At 62.9% G+C, this 18,896-nt stretch carries 22 protein-coding genes; 11 read left to right on the top strand and 11 right to left on the bottom strand.

Translation table 11 applies throughout. The features are described from left to right. The first annotated feature begins 81 nt into the window (after positions 1-81). Together JY96_RS01195 and JY96_RS01190 are read left to right on the top strand one after the other, a co-directional pair. The gene (locus tag JY96_RS01195; protein WP_035034248.1) at positions 82-1,827 is read left to right on the top strand and encodes an AMP-binding protein; all 1,746 of its coding nucleotides are present in this window, start codon (positions 82-84) and stop codon (positions 1,825-1,827) included. Positions 1,828-1,939: 112 nt separating this feature from the next. Further along, on the top strand, positions 1,940-2,806 hold the full coding sequence (locus tag JY96_RS01190; RefSeq protein WP_035034246.1) for a YbgC/FadM family acyl-CoA thioesterase: 867 nt from the start codon (positions 1,940-1,942) through the stop codon (positions 2,804-2,806). On the opposite strand, the gene JY96_RS01185 is transcribed toward JY96_RS01190, so the two are convergent. From JY96_RS01185 to JY96_RS01175, 3 genes are all read right to left on the bottom strand, one after another. Next, complete coding sequence (locus tag JY96_RS01185; protein ID WP_052162018.1) at positions 2,796-3,794, bottom strand: NRDE family protein; 999 nt, start codon at positions 3,792-3,794, stop codon at positions 2,796-2,798. The two genes, JY96_RS01190 and JY96_RS01185, sit on opposite strands and share 11 nt — an antisense overlap. A 32-nt stretch (positions 3,795-3,826) precedes the next feature. Then, positions 3,827-4,165: a DUF4936 family protein gene (locus tag JY96_RS01180; protein WP_035034245.1), complete on the bottom strand. Its 339-nt coding sequence runs from the start codon at positions 4,163-4,165 to the stop codon at positions 3,827-3,829. 112 nt (positions 4,166-4,277) lie between these two features. Beyond that, positions 4,278-5,243 carry a folate-binding protein YgfZ gene (locus JY96_RS01175; protein WP_052162017.1) on the bottom strand — a complete coding sequence of 322 codons (966 nt, stop codon included), beginning with the start codon at positions 5,241-5,243 and terminating at the stop codon, positions 4,278-4,280. Positions 5,244-5,352: 109 nt separating this feature from the next. On the opposite strand from JY96_RS01175, the gene mltG reads away from it, so the two are divergent. The 6 genes from mltG to JY96_RS01145 all read left to right on the top strand — a co-directional run bounded on the left by mltG (position 5,353) and on the right by JY96_RS01145 (position 9,825). After that, positions 5,353-6,357 (top strand): endolytic transglycosylase MltG, encoded by a 1,005-nt coding sequence (mltG, locus tag JY96_RS01170; RefSeq protein WP_152606613.1) that lies wholly within the window; start codon positions 5,353-5,355, stop codon positions 6,355-6,357. Beyond that, on the top strand, positions 6,354-6,974 hold the full coding sequence (gene tmk, locus JY96_RS01165) for a dTMP kinase (protein WP_035034243.1): 621 nt from the start codon (positions 6,354-6,356) through the stop codon (positions 6,972-6,974). Before mltG ends, tmk begins: the two co-directional genes overlap by 4 nt. Further along, complete coding sequence (gene holB, locus JY96_RS01160) at positions 6,971-8,029, top strand: DNA polymerase III subunit delta' (protein WP_035034241.1); 1,059 nt, start codon at positions 6,971-6,973, stop codon at positions 8,027-8,029. The genes tmk and holB overlap by 4 nt, the downstream gene beginning before the upstream one ends. Positions 8,030-8,204: 175 nt before the next feature. Further along, a complete protein-coding gene (locus JY96_RS01155) occupies positions 8,205-8,591 on the top strand; it encodes a PilZ domain-containing protein (RefSeq protein ID WP_052162016.1) in 387 nt (128 codons plus the stop codon). An 81-nt stretch (positions 8,592-8,672) separates the two neighbouring features. Beyond that, positions 8,673-9,482 carry a TatD family hydrolase gene (locus tag JY96_RS01150; protein WP_035040680.1) on the top strand — a complete coding sequence of 270 codons (810 nt, stop codon included), beginning with the start codon at positions 8,673-8,675 and terminating at the stop codon, positions 9,480-9,482. A 115-nt stretch (positions 9,483-9,597) separates the two neighbouring features. After that, on the top strand, positions 9,598-9,825 hold the full coding sequence (locus JY96_RS01145; RefSeq protein WP_035034238.1) for a hypothetical protein: 228 nt from the start codon (positions 9,598-9,600) through the stop codon (positions 9,823-9,825). A gap of 115 nt (positions 9,826-9,940) precedes the next feature. On the opposite strand, the gene JY96_RS01140 is transcribed toward JY96_RS01145, so the two are convergent. From JY96_RS01140 to JY96_RS01120, 5 genes are read right to left on the bottom strand one after another with little or no spacing between them, the layout of a single operon-like run. Further along, positions 9,941-10,993 (bottom strand): amino acid ABC transporter permease, encoded by a 1,053-nt coding sequence (locus JY96_RS01140; RefSeq protein ID WP_052162015.1) that lies wholly within the window; start codon positions 10,991-10,993, stop codon positions 9,941-9,943. Beyond that, a complete protein-coding gene (locus tag JY96_RS01135; protein WP_052162014.1) occupies positions 10,990-11,850 on the bottom strand; it encodes an ABC transporter permease subunit in 861 nt (286 codons plus the stop codon). The genes JY96_RS01140 and JY96_RS01135 overlap by 4 nt, the downstream gene beginning before the upstream one ends. Before the next feature lie 12 nt (positions 11,851-11,862). Further along, positions 11,863-12,891 carry an amino acid ABC transporter substrate-binding protein gene (locus tag JY96_RS01130; protein ID WP_035034235.1) on the bottom strand — a complete coding sequence of 343 codons (1,029 nt, stop codon included), beginning with the start codon at positions 12,889-12,891 and terminating at the stop codon, positions 11,863-11,865. A 55-nt stretch (positions 12,892-12,946) separates the two neighbouring features. Beyond that, on the bottom strand, positions 12,947-13,390 hold the full coding sequence (locus JY96_RS01125) for a DUF6691 family protein (RefSeq protein WP_235333818.1): 444 nt from the start codon (positions 13,388-13,390) through the stop codon (positions 12,947-12,949). Continuing rightward, entirely contained in the window at positions 13,374-13,811 is a 438-nt protein-coding gene (locus tag JY96_RS01120) for a YeeE/YedE family protein (RefSeq protein ID WP_035034232.1), read from the bottom strand. The genes JY96_RS01125 and JY96_RS01120 overlap by 17 nt, the downstream gene beginning before the upstream one ends. A 383-nt stretch (positions 13,812-14,194) precedes the next feature. Here JY96_RS01120 and JY96_RS01115 point away from each other — a divergent pair, with 383 nt between their 5' ends. Then, a complete protein-coding gene (locus JY96_RS01115; protein WP_152606326.1) occupies positions 14,195-14,455 on the top strand; it encodes a hypothetical protein in 261 nt (86 codons plus the stop codon). Positions 14,456-14,468: 13 nt separating this feature from the next. Here the strand turns inward: JY96_RS01115 and JY96_RS01110 are convergent, their stop codons facing one another. Beyond that, positions 14,469-15,140: a YkgJ family cysteine cluster protein gene (locus tag JY96_RS01110; RefSeq protein ID WP_035034226.1), complete on the bottom strand. Its 672-nt coding sequence runs from the start codon at positions 15,138-15,140 to the stop codon at positions 14,469-14,471. A 373-nt stretch (positions 15,141-15,513) separates the two neighbouring features. On the opposite strand from JY96_RS01110, the gene JY96_RS01105 reads away from it, so the two are divergent. Both JY96_RS01105 and JY96_RS01100 read left to right on the top strand, forming a co-directional pair. After that, a complete protein-coding gene (locus JY96_RS01105; protein WP_035034223.1) occupies positions 15,514-16,014 on the top strand; it encodes a hypothetical protein in 501 nt (166 codons plus the stop codon). A 115-nt stretch (positions 16,015-16,129) separates the two neighbouring features. After that, positions 16,130-16,672: a hypothetical protein gene (locus JY96_RS01100; RefSeq protein ID WP_152606325.1), complete on the top strand. Its 543-nt coding sequence runs from the start codon at positions 16,130-16,132 to the stop codon at positions 16,670-16,672. On the opposite strand, the gene JY96_RS01095 is transcribed toward JY96_RS01100, so the two are convergent. Both JY96_RS01095 and JY96_RS01090 read right to left on the bottom strand, forming a co-directional pair. Continuing rightward, the gene (locus JY96_RS01095) at positions 16,644-17,609 is read right to left on the bottom strand and encodes a hypothetical protein (protein WP_035034205.1); all 966 of its coding nucleotides are present in this window, start codon (positions 17,607-17,609) and stop codon (positions 16,644-16,646) included. The genes JY96_RS01100 and JY96_RS01095 overlap by 29 nt on opposite strands. A gap of 48 nt (positions 17,610-17,657) precedes the next feature. Next, positions 17,658-18,326, bottom strand: coding sequence for a glutathione S-transferase family protein (locus tag JY96_RS01090; protein WP_035034203.1), 669 nt, complete (start codon positions 18,324-18,326; stop codon positions 17,658-17,660). Positions 18,327-18,896 lie beyond the last annotated feature (570 nt).

Raw genomic sequence — 18,896 nt, 5'->3', positions numbered from 1 at the left:
GGGCCTCCGCGCCCCTGCAGGTACAAAGCCACCCTGCCGTAGTCCAGTCAGTAATTCAGGCAGGCACATGAGGAGATCCGGATGACCCAATCAGCAGCCGCAGCGTCGGCTTCGCCCGCGCAGTCCATTGTCAACCCCGATGGTTCGACCAACCGTATCTGGTTGTCGTCGTACGTGAAGGGTGTCCCCCACGACATCGACCCGAACAAGTACAGCTCCCTGGGCCAGTACTTTGACGAGTGCATCAACAAATACCGCAACCGTCCTGGCTTCGTCAGCATCGGTACGGAGATGTCGTACGACCGTCTGGACCGCCTGGTCAATGCCTTTGCCGGCTGGCTGCAGAGCCAGGGTGTGAAGAAGGGTGATCGCGTGTCGATCATGCTGCCCAACACCTTCCAGTATCCGATCTGCCTTTTCGCTGTGCTCAAGATTGGTGCCGTGGTGGTCAACGTGAACCCGCTGTACACAGCGCGTGAACTCAATCACCAGCTCAAGGACAGTGGCGCAGAAACCATCATCGTGATGGAGACCTTCGCCAAGACGCTGCAAGACGCGCTGGCTGGCACCAAGGTCAAGCGCATCGTGCTGACCCAGATTGGCGACCTGCTGTCTGACGGTTTCATCAACGCCAAGGGCCGCCTGCTGAACTTCGTGCTGCGCAAGGTCCAGAAGATGGTGCCCGAGTACAGCTTGCCCGGCGCTGTGTGGATGCGTGATGTGATCAAGGCCGGGGCCAAGGCCAAGGTCAAGCTCGCTGAAGTCAAGCCTGAAGACCTGGCCTTCCTGCAGTACACCGGTGGCACCACCGGTGTGGCCAAGGGCGCGATGCTGACCCACCGCAACGTGCTGGCCAACTGCCAGCAGGCGCTCGCTTTTGCCGAAGGCCAGCTGACCGGCGACACCGAAACCGTGGTCACGCCGCTGCCGCTGTATCACATCTTCTCGCTGACTGTGAACTGCCTGATCTTCATGGCACTCGGCGGTCGCAACATCCTGATCGCCAACCCGCGCGACACCAAGCGCGTGATGATGATCCTCAAGAACGAGAACTTCAGCGGCATCACCTGCGTGAACACGCTGTACTCGTCCTTCCTGGATGACCCCGATTTCCGCAAGCGCGACTTCTCCAACCTCAAGCTGGCCGTGGCTGGCGGCATGGCGCTGCAACGCTCCATCGCCGAGCGCTGGAAGGAAGTCACCGGCAACTCCATCGTCGAAGGTTATGGCCTGACCGAGTGCTCGCCCATCGTGACGCAAGCCCCGGTGGACATCAGCAAGCCCGGCCCCGCCTTCACTGGCTCGATCGGCGTGCCCGTGCCGTCGACCGAAGTGCGTTGCCGCCGCGACGACAACACCTGGGCCAACATCGGCGAGCCTGGTGAGCTGTGCGTGCGCGGCCCTCAGGTCATGAAGGGCTACTGGCAGCGTCCGGACGAAACCGCCAAGGTCATCGACAGCGAAGGCTGGCTGGCCACGGGCGACATCGCCGTGATGGACGAGAAGGGCTTCCTCAAGATCGTGGACCGCAAGAAGGACATGATCCTGGTCTCTGGCTTCAACGTGTACCCCAACGAAATCGAAGACGTTGTGGCCATGCACCCTGACGTCAAGGAATGCGCAGCCGTGGGCGTGCCCGACGAAGTCGCCGGTGAACGTGTGAAGATCATCATCGTGCCCCGCAACCCTGGCCTGACCAAGGAAGCCGTCATCGAACACTGCCGCAAGAACCTGACGGGCTACAAGATCCCCCGCATCGTCGAGTTCCGCAACGAAGAGTTGCCGAAAACGCCAGTGGGCAAGATCCTGCGCCGCGAACTGCGCTGATCCTCGCGGACTCAGTTTCAGCTGAGCCACAAAAAACCCGCCCGGTTCGCCGCGCGGGTTTTTTCATGCACGATGCAGTTTGTCACTTCAGCCAGATGGATTGCCAAGCACCATGACCCGTCCCGCCGATTACAGCTTCACCCATCGCCTGCGTGTGCGCTGGATGGAGGTCGATGCCCAGCAGGTGGTCTTCAACGGCCACTACCTGACCTACCTCGACGTGGCCATCTCCGAGTATTGGCGCGCGGTAGGCCTGCCGTATCCCGAAGGTGTCAGGCATGAGCAAGGCGACATCTTCGTTCGCCGCAACACCCTGGAGTACCACGCACCAGCCCGGCTGGATGACTGGCTGGACATCGGTGTGCGCTGCGACCGCATCGGCAACTCGTCCATCACGATCGCCTGGGCCGTCTGGGCGCAAGGGCGCTTGCTGGCCACCGGCGAGACGGTGTATGTGCACACCAGCCTGGCCACGGGCAAGTCGGCGCCAGTGCCTCAAACGGTTCGTGATCAGATATCGGCACATGCCCAGGGGCAGCCCGTGCACCAGGTGCTGTGCGGGGCCTGGTCAGACATGAAGACCGGTGCCCGCGCGGTGCGAACCGCCGTGTTCGTGCAAGAACAGGCCATTGATGAGTCCGACGAGTGGGATGACGACGACGCGGCCGCCATCCACGCGGTGGCCAGCAATCTGGCGGGCTTGCCTTTGGCCACGGGGCGCCTGATCCATGCGGGCCTGGAGCCTGGCCACGCCAAGATCGGTCGCATGGCGGTATTGCGCAGCGCCCGCGGCGTGGGCTTGGGTGATCTGGTGCTGCTCGCGCTGATGGGGCAGGCCAGGCAGATGGGCATCAAGCATTTGAGCCTGAATGCGCAGGTCAGCGCCCAGGCTTTCTATGCAAGGCATGGGTTCATGCCGCAGGGGGATGAGTTCGACGAAGTCGGCATCCCTCACCAGCGCATGGTGCTCACACTTTGAGTGGGCGCGTCCTGCTGTTCTTGATCAGGCTGCGCGCGCGCGTCTTGCGCACCGGCTCGACATCGGTCAACGCGTGGTTGGCCTGCTCGGACACCTCGCTGCTCTCGAACGCTTCTTCCTGACGCAATTCGACCGGTGGCAAGGTGGCATCGAGCTTGGCCACTTCCGTGGCGGCCATGGTGTGCCGCGGCGGCCAGTTGCGCAAGGTGACCCGGCGCAGCAAGGCCATGTTGGATGTGGCCGTGAACGTGCGCTCGAGCACGTGCGTGACCAGCCGCTTGTGCACGCGCTCGGTGATGACCAGCGTCGAGCAGCGCGTGCCGTACAGGCCATTGGGAGACTTGATGAAGGCCGATGACAGCAGGCGTTCCCATTCCATCGATATCCCGGTGTGAGGCAGTTGCTCATCGGGTGCGACGGTCGGGTCGGCCAGCGCTTCAAACAGCCGGTTGGCCAGTACGTCGATGTCCTGTGACTGAGCGATGGCCTGGCGGGTGCGCGCCTTGAGCTGCTGCACCTTGGGCCAGGGGGTGTTCAAGATCGCGTTGGACAAACCAAACACGCCTTTTTGAAGTCGTTCGGGGAACAGCTTGCGGTTGTTGAGCCAGAAGCATTCGCCGTCCGCGAAGTCCAGCGCCAGCATGTTGAAGCCGTTGTAGCCCGAGATGGCCAGACGCGGCCACAGCATGGGCATGGACAAATCGCCCTTGAGCCACTGCGGCACGATCTGGCCGCGCGATGGGGCCTGCGGGTCCATGTTGGACGGGTCGCGCACATTGGTCACCAGGCCCAGGCGGCCGTGTGCCGTCAAACCCAGCCAGGTGCCGCCGGCCTGCAGATCACGGCCACCGAGGATGGGCGGGCCACCGTCAGTGGGCTCCCACCAGCCCAGGCGGGCCGCGGGGCGGTCATAGAACTCGTCACGGTTGGCAGCCAGCACAAACGGAAAGCGGCTGCTTTGATCGAGAGCCAGAGCGACCAGGCACATGGCAAAACCTCTTTAACTACGCTGGCAGGGCCTCAAAGGCCGCTTGCCATGGGGCAAAACGTCTCGACGTGCCGCGCACCGATCAGCCCTTGAGGCAAGGCATCGGCCAGATCACGCAGGCGCGCTTCACACGCGGCGTTGACACCATTCGGGTGCTCGTAGACCTCCATCCAGGTGGCCTCCGGGCTGCCTTCAAGGGTGTCAGCGCGTTGCATCAGGCGCGTCGTCAGACCAGGGTGCTCCTCGTGCAGGCGTTGCTGGATCTCGTTGATGGCCTCGCGTGCGGCGGCCTGATGGGCCAGGGGCACGCGGTAGTACACGAACAGGGACCGGGGCAGTGTCGCAGTCAAAGCGGCGAAGTCGTCAGACATTCCAAACTCATCTGCGGGCAGCGTAACCCATGACGCAGTGCCGCAAAGTCACCAAGGGCAACAAGACCATGTAAACGAGGCCTTGTTGCGTTAAGGAATTGACGATATCGCGTCAAGCAGCTTCTTCGGCAGAGGGCAAGGGGTAGGGCAGGTCGCCCAACACCACCCTGGCGCCGTCGGCGGAGCCTGCCCGCAAGTCCGTGCCAATGGCGCTGAGCTTGAGTTCGACCAAAGCGCTGTGCACACCACCCACGGACGCGCTGTTGATGACCAGGCCGGCAGGCTGGCCAGGGTCGGCCAGGCTGAACACTTCCTGCCCTGGTGACAAGACCTGCTCGGCATGGACCACAAAGGCGCGGCGCTTGGTGGTGCCTCGGTACTGGCTGCGTGCCACCACCTCCTGCCCGGGGTAGCAGCCCTTCTTGAAATTCACGCCGCCGATCAGCTCGTAGTTCACCATCTGGGGGACGAACTGGTCAACGGTGCTCGCCTCGATGCGGGGGACGCCGCTCATCACGTCCAGCCAGGCCCAGGCACCGGGTTCGACAGCGGGCAGGCTTGACACCAGCGCCTGTGCTTCGGCCTTGGGGCCCACCCAATACCAACGCTGGGTGCCCAGCACGGCAGGCAGGCTCACCAGCAGCCCCTGGCCATGTGCCTGCACCTTCCACGCGGCCTCTTGCGTGGCTTGAGCGGCCTCACCCAGGGAGGCACCGGCTGGTGCGCCCAGCAAACCGACCACACTCAGCGAAGCACCGGCGTCCGCCAACTTGGCTTTGGCGCGCAACACGAACATGGACAGGCGCTTGAGCAGGCCAGGCAGCACCTGCGCATCCGTCAGCAGCCAGAATTGTTCCGGCTGAGGCCGCAGGCTCAGCAAGCTGGCCAGCATGCGCCCCTTGGCCGAGCAGTAGGCCGCCAGGCGTGCTTCGTCAGCAGGTTGACCGTTGACATCCTGGCTGAACTGGCCATGCAGAAAGCTGGCCGCATCGGCGCCTTCGGCCTGAATGATGCCCAGATCGGACAAAAGCAGGGCACCGCCCCAGGAAGTTGGATCAGGAAGTTGGATCGAGCTCATGGGGCTCATTATCATCACGCCCGTCATGCATCAGAAATCCAACCGGGTGTATCCCACTTCCTCCGTGCGGCAAAGCGCCCGACCACGTGTCCACCAGCGCGGTGGCTTCATGCGCAGCCTGCTGCTGCTTGTCCTGGCCGCGTGCCTGGCCATGGCCGGTGGCGGCGCCTGGTGGTTGAGCCAGCCCCTGCAACTGGCCAGCCCCACCGTCGATCTGTCCATTGAGGCGGGCAGCACGCCCCGCGAGATCGCCAAGGGCTGGGTGGATGCTGGTGTCGACGCCTCACCCTGGCTGCTCTATCAATGGTTCAGGTTCTCCGGGCAGTCTCGCCAGATCCGGGCTGGCAGCTACGAACTGGCACAGGGCGCCACGCCGCGTGACCTGTTGCGCATGATGGTGCGCGGGGACGAGCGGCTGTCCGTCGTCAAGCTGATTGACGGGTGGACGTTCAAGCGTTTTCGGGCCGAGCTGGCCCAGGCCGATGGGCTCAAGCAAACCACGGCAGGCCTGTCCGACAGTGAAATCATGGCCCAGTTGGGGATGCCCGGCGAGGCGCCCGAGGGGCAGTTCTTCCCGGATACCTATTCCTACGCCAAGGGCAGCACCGACCTGGCGGTGATGAAGCGGGCGGTGAGCGCCATGCAAAAGCAGCTGGATGCGGCCTGGGCGCAGCGCCAGAGCAATGTGGTGGTCAAGACACCCCGAGAGGCCTTGATCCTGGCCTCCATCGTCGAGAAAGAGACGGGCAGGGAGGCTGACCGGCCCATGATCGCAGGCGTGTTCAACAACCGCCTGCGCGTGGGCATGCCCTTGCAGACCGACCCTTCGGTGATCTACGGCCTGGGTGAACAGTTCGACGGCAACCTGCGCAAGGTCCACCTGCAAACCGACACGCCCTACAACACCTACACACGAGCCGGCCTGCCGCCGACACCGATTGCCATGCCAGGCAAGGCTGCCTTGCTGGCGGCCGTCAAACCCGCCGAGACCAAAGCCTTGTACTTCGTGGCGCGAGGTGACGGCAGCAGTGCGTTCAGCGCCACACTGGCTGAGCATAATCGGGCGGTCAACCAATACCAGCGTGCCACACGCAACCCCGGAAAGACGCCATGAGCAACAAGGGCCGATTCATCACCTTCGAGGGCATCGACGGCGCGGGCAAGACCACGCACCTGGATGCCCTCGAGCAAGCCTGGAAGCAGGCCGGGCACGAGGTGGTCCGAACCCGCGAGCCAGGCGGCACGCCCCTGGCTGAAAAGCTGCGCGGCCTGTTCCTGCACGATGCCATGGATCCTTTGACCGAAGCGCTGCTGGTGTTCGGTGCCCGCCGTGACCACATCCAGACCGTGATCAAGCCCGCGCTGGCACGTGGTGCCTGGGTGCTGTGCGACCGTTTCACCGATGCCACCTTCGCCTACCAGGGCGGCGGCCGTGGCTTTGACCTGCAGGTGCTGGGCACGCTGGAGGCCTGGGTGCAGGAGGGCCTGCAACCTGATCTGACGATGTTGTTCGACTTGCCCCCCGCGGTGGCGGCCGAGCGCCTGAGCGCGGCACGCCAGCCTGATCGTTTCGAAGCACAGGACCAGGCCTTTTTCGAACGCGTGCGTGGCGCCTACCTGGCCCGCCAGCAAGCTCAACCGGCGCGCTTTGAGCTGATCCGGGCTGACCAGGCTCAGGCCGATGTGGCCCAGCAGATCCAATCCGCCTTGCGCAGCCGAGGTTTGCTGTGAGCGACGCGCGCCCGGAACTCTGGCCCTGGCTGCCCAAGCCGCTGGACGCCGCCCTGGCCCAACTCAACAGCCATGCCGTGCTGCTGCATGGCCCTGAGGGGGTGGGCCAGTTCGAGTTTGCGCTGGCACTGGCGCGTGCCTGGCTGTGTGAGGCCAGGCCCATGGGGCAGGGCTTTGCGCCCGCCTGTGGCCGTTGTGCCAGCTGCCACCTGATCGACGCCGGCTCTCACCCCGACCTCATGGTGGTGCTGCCCGAAGCCTTGCAGGCCAGCCTGGGCTGGCAGTCGTCCGCCGAGGAGGAGGGCGCCAGCGACAAATCAAGCAGCAAGACCAAGAAGCTGAGCCAGGAAATCAAGGTGGACGCCATCCGCTCTGTGGTGCAGTTCTCCCAGCACACGGCCTCGCGTGGCAGAGCCAAGGTGGTGCTGGTGCACCCGGCCGAGCGCATGAACCTGATCGCATCCAACACCTTGCTCAAGACCCTGGAAGAGCCGCCCGGCCAGGTGCGCTTCGTGCTGAGCGGCGCGGCACTGGACCAACTGCTGCCCACCGTGCGCAGCCGCTGCCAGGCCTGGCGCCTGCCCATGCCCACGCCCGAGGTGGCCACCGAGTGGCTGCAGACCCAGCTGGATGGTGTTTCGCTGGCCGATGCCCGGGTGTTGCTGGATGCAGCCGGTGGCCAGCCTTTGACGGCGCGTGATCGCCATCAATTGGGGTTGGATGCACGCTATTGGCCTCAAATCCCGAAAGATTTGCTCAATGGTGCGGCCACCGCCTTGACCCAGTGGCCTTTGACGCTGGTGGTGGAGACCTTGCAGAAGGTTTGCCATGACCTGGCCTGCGTGGCAGCCGGCGCTTCGCCGCGTTATTTCCCCGCAGCCAGCCTGCCCGCCGCGCCCGACCTGAATTTGCTGACGACCTGGGCCCAGGAGCTGCGCAAGACCAGCCGCCATGCCGAGCACCCCTGGAACCAGAATCTGAAGGTGGAAGCGCTGTTGGTACAGGCGCGAGCCGTGATGCGCCCCAGGCCCCCAAGGGGCAACCCGACCGCCTGATCGAGGGGTAAGGGCGCCCGAATCAGGATGAGGGTGTTTCCAGAAGTAAAGCAAAGCCAAGGTGAGCGCAATTTCACAGTCTTTGCCAGGCCTCAGGCATTACACTTTGCCCACGATGAGTGAGTACCAGACCACAGCCCTGCCTTCTGCCTTTGCCCCTTCCGGGCCCGGGCGGATGGGTCCAGCCCTGGGCGTGCCCGGCGCAGCGATGGCCTCGGCTGCTGCTCGCCCCAGCGTGATCCAGTTGGTGTTCCGCGAAAAGGGGGCGCTGTATGCCGCCTACATCCCCGCGTTCACCGAAGGTGGCCTGTTCGTGCCGACCACCCGCGAGTACACGCTGGGTGACGACATTTACCTCTTGCTCTCCCTGCCTGAAGACAACCAGCGCTACCCCGTGGCCGGCAAGATCGCCTGGATCACCCCCGCCAACGCCTCCGGTGGCCGCACACAAGGTGTGGGCGTGCGCTTCCCCGGTGACGACAAGACCCGTCTGCTGCGCGTGAAGATCGAGCAGATCCTGGGTACCAACATTTCCTCCAGCAAGCCGACCCAGACCCTGTAAAGCAGAGTGGGGCCCTTTGCGGCAACAATAGCGGGTTGACATCAGTCCAACCCGCTTTTTTGTTTGCTCGCCGCTGCCGCCATGTTTGTCGATTCGCACTGCCACCTCAATTTCCCGCAATACGCCGAAACGCTCGATCAGGTTCGCGCCGACATGAGCGCCGCCGGTGTGGACCGCGCCCTGTGCATCAGCACGACCCTGGAAGAGTTCCCGCAGGTGCATGCCCTGGCCATGCGCTACGACAACATGTGGGCCACGGTGGGCGTGCACCCCGACAACGAAGGTGTGCAGGAGCCCACGCTGGGTGATCTGCTGGAGCGCGCCACCTTGCCCCGCGTGGTCGGCATCGGCGAAACCGGGCTGGACTACTACCGCCTGGGCGAGCGCAGCGTGGCCGACATGGAATGGCAACGCGAGCGCTTTCGCGTGCACATCCGTGCTGCGCTGCAAACAGGCTTGCCCTTGGTGATCCATACCCGCGAAGCCAGCGAAGACACCCTGGCCATCCTCAGGGAAGTGGGGCAGGGCAAGGTGCGCGGTGTCTTCCATTGCTTCACCGAAAACGAGGCCGTGGCGCGCGCCGCGCTCGACCTGGGTTTCCACATTTCCTTCTCGGGCATCCTCACCTTCAAGAATGCGGGCGACCTGCGTGACGTGGCCCGCATGGTGCCCATCGAGCGCTGCCTGATCGAGACCGACAGCCCGTATCTGGCGCCCGCACCGCACCGCGGCAAGCTCAACTCGCCAGCCTACGTTTCCCTGGTGGCCAGGCAACTGGCCGAGCTCAAGGGCATGGACGCCGACGAGTTGGGCCGCATCACATCCAACAACTTCGAGGAATTGTTCTCGCTCGTGCGTACCTCACCGAGGGTTAGCCCAGCACACCAGTAAAACCCTTGTCAGACAATTTCTGACAGGAGGTTTGGTTGTTCGGCGACTACCGCCTCCAGACCCGGATGCCTACAGTGAACACATCACGACGACATCTCTCACCCCGGAGGCCTTTATGCAAAAGCAAAGTCTGTACGCCAACCCGTTTGCCCTGATGATGGACCCGCAGGCTGTGCTGGAGGCGATGGAACGCTCCGAGCGCCTCAACCGTTTGCAAAGCCGTGTTTGCCGCCCGCTGGACAAGCCGCTGATTCCTCATGTGAGCAGCGAAGGCCAGGACTTTGACCGCGAGGTGGATGCCTCCCCCGATATCGCCGAAGAGATTCAGGACGAAACCTGCTGAATCTTGTCGACTCACCGAAGTCGACCCACCGAATACTTGCGGCGCTCTTGCAGCGTGAAGTGGCCCGTCCTGGTGACGGGCCATTTTCATTTTGGGCCCGGTGATACGGCTGGACTCAATGCGTCCCCTTGGCCCATCGCTGCTCCAGCATGCGCCCTGTACGCGACAAGCCCAGGCACATCAGCGCGTAGACCATGCCCACGGCCAGATAGGCCTCGAAGTAGTAGGGGCGCCACACCGGGTCGCCACCCAGGCTCAGGGACAGGCCGCCCGTGAACTCGTGCAAGCCCACCACCAGCACCAGCGAGCTGTCTTTCAGCAAGCCGATGCCGTGCCCGACCAGCGCCGGCAGCACGGCACGCAACGCCTGTGGCAAGACCACCATGCGCTGCGTTTGCCACCAGCTCAGCCCCAGGATGGCGGCGGCCTCGCTTTGTTCTTGCGCCACCGTCTGCAAGCCCCCGCGGATCACCTCGGCCATGTAGACCGCCGAGAACAGCGTCAGCGCCAGCGTGGCCCGCCACACCAGCGGCATGGGGTGCTCCTGCGGAATCAGCACCGGCAGCATGAAGGCGGCCATGAACAGCAGCGTGACCAGCGGCACACCCCGTATCACCTCGATGCAGGCTGTGGCCGGCATGCTGAGCCAGATGCGTGCTGACCGGCGCGCAAGGGCCAGGCCGATGGCCAAGGGGGTGGAGGCCAGCAAGCTCACCAGGAACAGCCACAGCGTCAGGGGCAGGCCACCCCAGGCGTCGAACGGCACCAGCTCCAGGCCACCGAAGCCGCCGCGCATCAGGGCCGTGGCCGCCATCACATGGCCTAGCAGCATCCCTAGCCCTTGCACGGACACCGCGCGCCGCCAGCCTGCCAGCCAGGCGCTCAGGCAGAGCAGGGCGCTCGCCACCAGCACGACGACGGGCCGCCATTGCTGCTCGTACGGATAGTGCCCAAGCAAGATGGGGCGCATCTTCTCGACGACGACACCCCAGCATGCGCCCTGGTGCTGGAGGGCCTGACAGGCCATGACATCGGGCTTGAACACCGCATGCCACACGGCCCAGTCCAGGATCAGCCAGGCCACCCAGGCGCACAGCATCAGGCCCAGGGCCGATGCGGCCCGGCCGAGCCAGTTGCTGCCTTGTGTGGGCCGCAAGGCGTGGATCATGCCGGCCCCTTGAGCGCATGCCGCGCGTTGAACCAGTTCATGAGCGCCGCCGTGCTCAACGACAAGGCCAGGTACACCGACATCATCACCAGCACGCACTCGACCACGCGGCCCGTCTGGTTCAGGGCGGTGTTGCCCACGGACACCAGATCGGGATAGCCCACGGCCACGGCCAGCGAGGAGTTCTTGATCAGGTTGAGGAACTGGTTGGTGGCCGCCGGCACGATGGTGCGCAAGGCTTGGGGCAGCAGCACCCGGCTGATCTGCTGCAAGCGCGTGGCGCCCAGGGTCTCGGCCGCCTCCATCAGGCTGGATGGCACCGATTCGATACCGCCCCGGATGACCTCGGCCAGAAACGCACCGGTGTAGATGCTCAGCGCCAAGGCCAGCGACAGGTATTCAGGGCTGACGGCCGCGCCACCCACAACGTTGAAGGTGTCCTGCTGCGGCCAGCTCCAGGCCCAGCCTGCACCCGCTTCGACTGGCCCGTACCAGGGAAAAGCCAGACCGCCCTTGCTCAGCCACACACCTGGCAACAGCGAGATCGCCTGCGTCGAATCAGGCAGCCACTCGATCAGCAGGAAGTACCACATCAGCAACTGCAGCAGCAGCGGCGTGTTGCGGACGGTGTCAACGTAAACGCCGCCCAAGGCGCGCCAGGTGCGTGAGCCCGACGTGCGCCCCAGCGCCACCAACAAGCCGATGAGGCAGGCCATCAGCAGCGCGGGCAGTGACACGCGCAGCGTGTTGCCCAGCCCAACCAGCAGTGCGCGCCAAAGAGGCTGTGCCGCGTCGAACACCAGCAGGCCGGTTTCGCCAATGTCAAAGCCCGCAGGCTGATTCAGAAAACCCAGCATCTTGGGGCAGGGTCAGCGAATCGGAGGCGGGTAGATCAGGCCCCCCTTGTTCCACAGCTTGTTGGCGCCACGCGGCAGCTTCAAGGGTGATTGCGCCCCCACATTGCGATCGAAGATCTCACCGTAGTTGCCCACCGCCTTGATCGCGCGGTAGAGCCAGGCCTTGTCCAGCCCAAGTAGCTTGCCGGTGTCTTCGCCTGAACCGATCAGGCGCTGAATGGCCGGGTCGCTTGAGGTCTTCAACAGTTGGTCGACATTGGCCCGCGTGAGCCCCAATTCCTCGGCCTCCTGCAGGCCAAACACCGTCCACTTGACGATGGCAAACCACTCGTCGTCACCGCGGCGAACGGCCGGGCCCAGCGGCTCTTTCGAGATCAGCTCGGGCAGCACCAGGTAGTCGTCCGGGTTGGGCGCCTCCTTGTTGCGGATGCTGGCCAGCGCGGAGGCATCGGCCGTGTAGGCCTGGCAGCGCCCCGCAAACAAGGCCTTGAAGCCTGCCTCGTAGGTGTCGAACACCACGGGCTTGATGGCCAGCTTGTTGGCGCGGGAGAAGTCCGCCAGGTTCTTCTCGGTGGTGGTGCCGGCTTGCACGCAGACCTGTGCGTTCTTCAGCTTCTTGGCGCTGTCGACCTTGAGCTTTTTGGGCACCAGGAAGCCCTGGCCATCCAGGTAGGTGATGGCGGTAAAGCTCAGGCCCAGGGACGCGTCGCGCGTCAGCGTCCAGGAGGTGTTGCGTGACAGCATGTCCACCTGGCCGGATTGCAAGGCCGTGAAGCGCTGCTGCGCATTGAGCGGCGTGAAGGCGACTTTCTGCGGGTCACCCAACACGGCGGCTGCCACGGCGCGGCAGAAATCCACGTCAAAGCCAGCCCATCGGCCCTTGGCATCAGGCGCGGAAAAGCCGGCGACCCCGGTGCTGACCCCGCATTGCAATTGCCCGCGTTGCTTGACGGCATCGAGCGTTTTGCCAGCCCAGGCATGGGGTGCCAAGGCTGCGCAGGCCAAGGCCAGCGCCAGGCCCGGAAGAGAGCGAACTTGCATGAGACCTCTGGATCAGGCAATCAAGACAGCAGCAAGCATACGTGAGGATGCGCGCTCAGGCTGTGCGCCCGAAAGTTCGATGCAAAAACCCACCCAGCAGCATGGCCGGCACGAAGAGCAGTACCTCGCCATTGCCTGACAACAAGGTGGCCAGCGCGGGGGCTGGGCAATAGCCTGTCATGCCCCAGCCCATGCCAAACAGGGCGGCCCCGATGAGCAACTGGCGATCCACCTTGAGCAAGGTCGGCAGGTGGAATCGATCACCCAGCAAAGGGCTGGTGCGTTTGAGCACCACACGGAACATCACCAGCGTGATCAGGACGGCCGAGCCCATGACAAAGGCCAGGCTTGGGTCCCAGTCGCCAGCCACATCCAGAAAGTTCTGGACCTTCAGCGGGTTGGTCATCTGTGCCACGGCAAGGCCCAGGCCGAACAGGGCGCCAGCGATCAGGCAGGTCAGCAGACGGATCATGCCGGCCCCCTCAGATGTGCGCGACATGGCGCAACACGAATACCGTGAGGCCGCCCGTGGCCATGAAGGTGAGGGTGGCGGCCAGGGAACGCACGGACAAGCGACCCAGCCCGCAGACGCCATGCCCACTGGTGCAGCCGTTGCCCATGGAGGTGCCATAGCCGACCAGCAGCCCGCCCAGGACCAGCAAGCCAGCTGGGTAGTGCTGGCGAGGGTTGACGGTGGCGCCCGTGGTCTGGAAGTAAGCCCATGTGGCAGCCACCATGCCCAACAGAAACACGAAACGCCAGGCTGAGTCCAGGGTCTTGCCCTGGCGCAGGCTCGTGATCAGCCCATGGGCGATGTTGCTGATGCCGGCCAGCCGGCCCGTGAAGGCCAGCAGGAACACGGCAGAGGTGCCGATCAAGGCCCCGCCCATCAAACCGGCGACGGGGGTGAATTCACTCATCCAGGTACTCCAAGCGCAATCAAAGCGTGGAGCTTACCAAGGGATCAGGGTACCTCGGGGTGTATTCATGTGCAGGAACGGGCGGCCATGGCGCCTTCGACCAGGAGTTGGCCAGCGAAGGTCGGAGTCTAGGATTTGCAACTGCGGCCTGCAATGCCCGCCAGCTCATGCACTTGAACCAGATCAAAATACGGCGCATGAATTGCCGTTGTTCGTATGCTCTGATCGTTGTCGCATCCTTTGTGGCGTTGTTGTCCAGCTCGCCGGTACGCGGCGCCGAGGTACCGGTTGCGCACGTTAGCGCTTGCCCGGGCAGCTTCAATGGTTTTCTCGAGAGGTTTGCAGCGGACCAAGGCTTTCGAGCGCAGCACACCGAATACCCCTTGACCTACTTGCGACCGCGTGGCCGCAAGATGGAGACGATGCGCGTCGTGCCCGCCGTCAAAGCCCACTACCCAGGAGCCAGTTTTCCGTCCGACAACGAGCAGGCCACGATGCAACTCGAACGGCACATCACGGCCACGGCCAGCGGCACCTACACCGTGACTTTGAGCAAGGACGTTGGCTACGACAGAACGTTCGTGTTCCGCCAGACCCAGGGGTGCTGGCGTTTGACCGAGGTGCGCAACGCGGTGCCGCTGTAGCCCTTCAGCCCCGTCAAGCCGGTTTCGACTGTGTCGGGAAGAATTGCCGGATGTCCGCCCAGGCTGTACCGGCGCGGTCTGTCAGCGCCGCGTAGCTGGGGTCGAAGGCCTGCATCTTGGTCATGGGGACCGGCACGGCGCGAGGGTCCTTGGCGCGGGTCAAGGCGGTGTTCTCTTCGCTGCAAGTCAGCGCGTCCCGGTCAACGACGGCCAGGGATCGGCAGTTGTAGGGGCGGTACTCATAGATCGAGCAAAGGTTGTCGACCAGGAACGGGCAAGGCGTGTTCACGTGCTTGCCGGATTGGCCGCTAACGATATGCCTGCCCGGCGGCAGAGAGGCCATGGCCCGGCCGGTCATGTTGGCAATGTGACGTGCCTCCAGATCGGAGATTTCGACGGGAATCGTGCGGCAGCAAGCGTTGCAGCCCGCCGAGCAGGCCAGATGAGGCGCCCTGACTGCTGCGACTTCTTCCATCATGGCGTAGAGCTTGGGCAACTTGGTTCGGGGCGCGGCGGCCTCGTGGTGCAGTTTCACGATCCTGGCTTGCATGGCTGCCTTCCATTGGGGCGTCATGTCCTTCTCGATGGCGGCCAGTCTCGCTGTGGACTCTGTACGGCCCTCAGCCTTGCGTTCGATCAGGCGCTGGATAACGGAGTCAGCTCCGTCTGGATGTGTGAAGTCCATGTTGATGCTCTTGTCGTCGTACCTGCGTTTTTGTTCGCGCACGGGAGGCCTCCGGGGCGTTGGCTGACGCGTCGATGCGGAGGGCGGGTGTGCGCTGCATTTGGGCAGACGCGGTTCGCGCTGCCGCACGGATTCTATTGCTTTGTAAAGTTGTGTAGAGAGGGTTTGCGAGTTGCAGTGGCTACGAGCAACATGTCAAAGTTGCTACGATGTATATTATGTAAACTAAAAGAGAGGCAAAAATGACCCGCACCTGGGCCCTCAAACGTAGCGACTCTCTTCTCGCTCGATGCAGAGTGGCGATGGTCAATTGTTCAACAAGACTTTTAATAAGAGGATGCGCCCATCTCATCTATGAAAAAGGGACGCCACCATGTCAAAGCAAGAAGCTGAGGCGCTCATCACCTGGGGCCGATTCTGGAATGGCTATGTTTGGATTCAAGACAACACGGCCAAACGTGACGAGCTGATCGGGCACGTGAACAAGAACCTCAACGCCATCGGGTTCAAGCTCGGCAAAGGCTGGCAGAACTACGACCCCGTGATCCGCCGCAAAGGCAAGCCCAGTTCCTATCTGCAAATCGCAACCTGGGCCAACTCGAAGGACGACAAAGGCAAGGCCTTGGCACAGTTGTTTTTAGACTGGGCCACGGGCGACAAGGTCATGCTGAAAGACCTGCCTGTTCAATTGCAGGATCTGGCCATCATCACGCACCTTGCTGAAGTGGGCAGAGGCTATGCGTCCAGCCTGGACCTTGAGTTGTACCCCTGGCTCAAAGCCATCGTCGCCGGCAGCAAGACTTGGGGTAACTACAACGATTTCTCGCCTTCGCTGAAGTACGCAGAGGACAACCTGCAGGATTGGGAAGATTAAGGGCGGCCAGCGTACCGACTTGACAAGGCGTCCTTGCTCCACGTCAACGCTCCGTGGTCCATCCACGTGATGAAATGAGTTGAGACTGGATGCGCAGGAAGAACCGGAGACTGATATGGCTGCGATTGATCACGTTGAGGATGCGCTGGCTGGCCTGACGCGGGCATCCAATATTCAGGACCTCAGGGCTGCCAGCCGATGTGCGGAAAGTGGGAATCCTGCGGTTTTGTCAACGCCCAAAGGCGCACCCATCATCCGCGAATGGGAGTACGCAGAAGGCCCCGTGCTTGTGTTTTCCAAATTGCTCTCTTGCCTGGGGGCCATCCAGTTGACCGGCAGGAACTCGCTGCGTGGTATTCACTGCTCCGAGTACGCCAGTGGCCAGATGGTTGATCGGGTGAGCTTTGATCGCGCCATGGCGTTTGCCGGTTTTGACGTGAATCGGCCCATTTACTATTTCGGCGGAAGTCTCGACGAGTGGAAAAATGGTGTTGAAGGTCTGGCTGAGGGGCTGGGCAACTCTCGCTGGATGCCCATGGCGTTGAAAGCGTTCCCCAAGCTGCCCAACTTCAAGGATCACAACAGCACAGGGTGGGTTTTTGAAACCACAGGCAATGACGTTGGCCAGATCACGAGCGAGCCGTTGTACTACGGTTGACGCTCACCAGTAGCAAGGCCACGCACCACATCAAGGGCTGGTAGATCCGGTATTCGTCGATCACACCAAACACCCACAGCGCCAACGCGTACCCGGTCAGCGCAGCGCTCAGGCCGATGAGGCTGGCATTACGGGCCTTGATGGCCTGTGCAAGCAGGCTGATCAACGCGGTGACATAGAACACGATGATCAGGAAGAACGCCGATGGGCGCTGCACGAAGTGCATCAGCGTTTCCCAGTTCTTGGCGTAGTTGAAGTGGTTGCCGAAAGCCGCGTGCTCGACGTCGCGCCCCACCCCGTCCAACGATGAAAACTTGAACAGGTAGTGGCGCAGGGCTTCCGTCACGATCACAGATGCCACGGCCAGTGCCGCGCCCTGCCCGATCATCTTGTGGTTGATGGGGCGCCCTGCCCACTGCTCTGCCGCACCACGCACCATGAAGTACACGCCGATCAGCACGGCGGTTTCCTTGTTCAGCATCGACACCAGAATCAGCACGGCCAGCGCGCCGCGGTTCATCTTCTCGGTCAGGGCTGCGTAGGTGAACAGCAGCAGGCAAAGTGCTTCCGTCAAATCCCATGAGTAGAACCAGTAGTGATGCTGGAAGATCCACATCAGCACGGCTCCTTGTACTGCCAGAAGGGCGCGCGCGATGTTGCCGGTCAAGTGAAGAACAAGGCCATAGAGCACTGCGTTGAGCGCAAAAATGCCCGCCGCCATGAACAGGATGAATGGCTTGTCGGAGACGTAGCCCAGGGCATAGACCAGCCCGGGTGAAAAGACGCGGTTCTGGAAAGCGCGCCAGTGCGGCGTGCCATCAAAGACGCCATAAGCCGCCCCGATGACGGCCTGCATGTTTTCTTCGTGGATCAGCACCCAGTTCTTGAACTGGAAATACGAAATGACCAGGACAAACAGCAGCCCCAGTAGTTTCAAGGGGGCTTGTTCTTGAAGTCGCACTGCAGGTTTCCTGTTCAGTCGTTTTCAGGGGCGCACATCCGGTGCGGCAAGGGCTGGCAGGCCTTGATCCCGGGCGGCCTGCCATTGAGCGTCTTGTGCACGTTGGTAACCAGGCCGCTGCTGCAGGCTGGCCCAATACGCGGCCACCTTGGGTGTGAACTGTTCTGACAACCCCAGGTGCTGCGCCAGCAACAAGGCATACCCGACGGACACATCTGCCGCGGTGAAGCGCCCAGCGCACAGGAAGGCCGACTCGGCCAGGCGCGGCTCCAGGGTACGCAGCCTGGCGAGGAACCATCTGGCGTAGTCCTGCGCCACCTGCGGCTGTTTCTTGCCCTCGGGCTCGAAGTGCGTGTAGCGCAGCACCAGCGTTTGCGGGAAGGTCAGCGTGGCTTCGCCAAAGTGGAGCAGGTTCAGGTAATCGCCATAAGCCGGCTCGTGTACGGCAACGTCCAGTTGGCCTGGGCTGTAGCGGGCGGCCAGGTACTGGCACATGGCGGCCGATTCGGTCATGCGCGTGGCGCCATCAAGCATCAACGGTACCGTGCCCAAGGGGTTGAGCGCCAGGAACTCGCGTTGATGCACACGCGGCGGGAATGGAAGCATGCGCAAGGCATAGGGCATGCCCAACTCTTCCAGAAGCCAGAGGGGGCGAAACGACCGTGCGCTGATGCAATGAAAGAGTTCGATCACCGGGGCATCTTAGCCGCTGCCTGGCACCCATCGCCGGGGCGCCCCCCTCACTTCAAGGTGTCGCCATCGGGTTTCAGAATTTCAGTCGACATGCCAATGTTGAATTGGGTTGGCAAGTGAATCCGGATGGGGCAGAAAATGCTGAATATCCGCTGCACCAGTAATAAATAACTTAAATGCATGAGATGGTTTGCCATAACCCGTTCGTATTAGTTTTTGCGGCATGCGGTGTGCCACCTTGAGCGTTAGCCCTGCCCTTCCCCCTGAAAAAGATGGGCCCGTTCTGGCACAGTCCCCCTCAAGCAGGCGGGTAGGTATTGCGTTGGTCTGGGTGATACTGGGTTCGTATCCTTGCCCAAAACGTGCGCAAGGGCATGTCCATATACCGAAATGGGCGGCGCTGGAGGGCGTTGCACGGTGTAAAAGCGGCGTTTCCCTAGGGAAACCCACATGAAGAAGCGCGCCCCTCCTCGTGGTGGATCATTTACGATTTATCACAACAAAGAACGGGCCTTGCATTCAGGGCAAGGCCCGCGCTTCAAGTACTTCGCCAGTCAACCGAAAGACACC

The organism is Aquabacterium sp. NJ1 (assembly GCF_000768065.1).
In the GTDB taxonomy this organism is placed as follows: domain Bacteria; phylum Pseudomonadota; class Gammaproteobacteria; order Burkholderiales; family Burkholderiaceae_C; genus Aquabacterium.
This window is presented reverse-complemented; position numbering and strand designations above follow the sequence as displayed.

Excerpts from the sequence above, each read along its gene's own strand:
- JY96_RS01105 (WP_035034223.1), top strand. The coding sequence starts at position 15,514 with ATGTCAAAGCAAGAAGCTGAGGCGCTCATCACCTGGGGCCGATTCTGG.
- JY96_RS01145 (WP_035034238.1), top strand. The coding sequence starts at position 9,598 with ATGCAAAAGCAAAGTCTGTACGCCAACCCGTTTGCCCTGATGATGGAC.
- JY96_RS01180 (WP_035034245.1), bottom strand. The coding sequence starts at position 4,165 with ATGTCTGACGACTTCGCCGCTTTGACTGCGACACTGCCCCGGTCCCTG.
- JY96_RS01110 (WP_035034226.1), bottom strand. The coding sequence starts at position 15,140 with ATGGACTTCACACATCCAGACGGAGCTGACTCCGTTATCCAGCGCCTG.
- JY96_RS01155 (WP_052162016.1), top strand. The coding sequence starts at position 8,205 with ATGGGTCCAGCCCTGGGCGTGCCCGGCGCAGCGATGGCCTCGGCTGCT.
- JY96_RS01185 (WP_052162018.1), bottom strand. The coding sequence starts at position 3,794 with ATGTGCCTGGTCGCTCTGGCTCTCGATCAAAGCAGCCGCTTTCCGTTT.
- JY96_RS01130 (WP_035034235.1), bottom strand. The coding sequence starts at position 12,891 with ATGCAAGTTCGCTCTCTTCCGGGCCTGGCGCTGGCCTTGGCCTGCGCA.
- JY96_RS01190 (WP_035034246.1), top strand. The coding sequence starts at position 1,940 with ATGACCCGTCCCGCCGATTACAGCTTCACCCATCGCCTGCGTGTGCGC.
- JY96_RS01100 (WP_152606325.1), top strand. The coding sequence starts at position 16,130 with ATGGCTGCGATTGATCACGTTGAGGATGCGCTGGCTGGCCTGACGCGG.
- mltG (WP_152606613.1), top strand. The coding sequence starts at position 5,353 with ATGCGCAGCCTGCTGCTGCTTGTCCTGGCCGCGTGCCTGGCCATGGCC.
- JY96_RS01175 (WP_052162017.1), bottom strand. The coding sequence starts at position 5,243 with ATGAGCTCGATCCAACTTCCTGATCCAACTTCCTGGGGCGGTGCCCTG.
- JY96_RS01140 (WP_052162015.1), bottom strand. The coding sequence starts at position 10,993 with ATGATCCACGCCTTGCGGCCCACACAAGGCAGCAACTGGCTCGGCCGG.
- JY96_RS01150 (WP_035040680.1), top strand. The coding sequence starts at position 8,673 with ATGTTTGTCGATTCGCACTGCCACCTCAATTTCCCGCAATACGCCGAA.
- JY96_RS01195 (WP_035034248.1), top strand. The coding sequence starts at position 82 with ATGACCCAATCAGCAGCCGCAGCGTCGGCTTCGCCCGCGCAGTCCATT.
- tmk (WP_035034243.1), top strand. The coding sequence starts at position 6,354 with ATGAGCAACAAGGGCCGATTCATCACCTTCGAGGGCATCGACGGCGCG.
- JY96_RS01120 (WP_035034232.1), bottom strand. The coding sequence starts at position 13,811 with ATGAGTGAATTCACCCCCGTCGCCGGTTTGATGGGCGGGGCCTTGATC.
- JY96_RS01125 (WP_235333818.1), bottom strand. The coding sequence starts at position 13,390 with ATGTCGCGCACATCTGAGGGGGCCGGCATGATCCGTCTGCTGACCTGC.
- JY96_RS01135 (WP_052162014.1), bottom strand. The coding sequence starts at position 11,850 with ATGCTGGGTTTTCTGAATCAGCCTGCGGGCTTTGACATTGGCGAAACC.